The following is a 429-nucleotide window of genomic DNA, read 5'->3' on the forward strand; positions in this document are numbered from 1 at the left end:
TCCGTTACCGGCCGCGCCGTGGTAGGCGGGCGCGTGCAGGTTGGAGTAGGTGGTGTTCGGCTCCTTGCCCTCGTGTTCGATGATGTCGATCTCACCGGTGTACGGCGACGGGCGCGCCTGGTCGAAGTAGTCCGCGCCCAGCATCCAGAACGCGGGCCAGAGCCCCTGGGTGCCGGAGACCTTGATGCGTGCCTCGACCCGGCCGTAGGTGAACTGGAACTTCCCGTAGGTGTTGAGCCGCGCCGAGGTGTACTGGCAGGTGGTGCTCCCGCTCAGCGGGTCGCGCGGGCAGGCCGAGCCCGGGGTCGGCTCGCGGCGGGCTTCCAGGACGAGGTTGCCGTCGCCGTCCTGGGCGGCGTTCTTGTTGTCGGTGTAGTACTCCAGCTCGTTGTTGGGTCCGGTGCCCGTCTCGGGGTCCCACGTGGCCGG

The 429-nt window shown here is 69.2% G+C and carries 1 protein-coding gene; it reads right to left on the reverse strand.

Annotated elements, in window-relative coordinates; all coding sequences use genetic code 11:
- A partial coding sequence (locus tag V2J85_RS40825; RefSeq protein WP_330824419.1) for a glycoside hydrolase family 16 protein occupies nucleotides 1-429 on the reverse strand: 429 nt, incomplete at both ends.

It is taken from the genome of Streptomyces bugieae (assembly GCF_036352915.1).
Lineage (GTDB): Bacteria > Actinomycetota > Actinomycetes > Streptomycetales > Streptomycetaceae > Streptomyces > Streptomyces endophytica.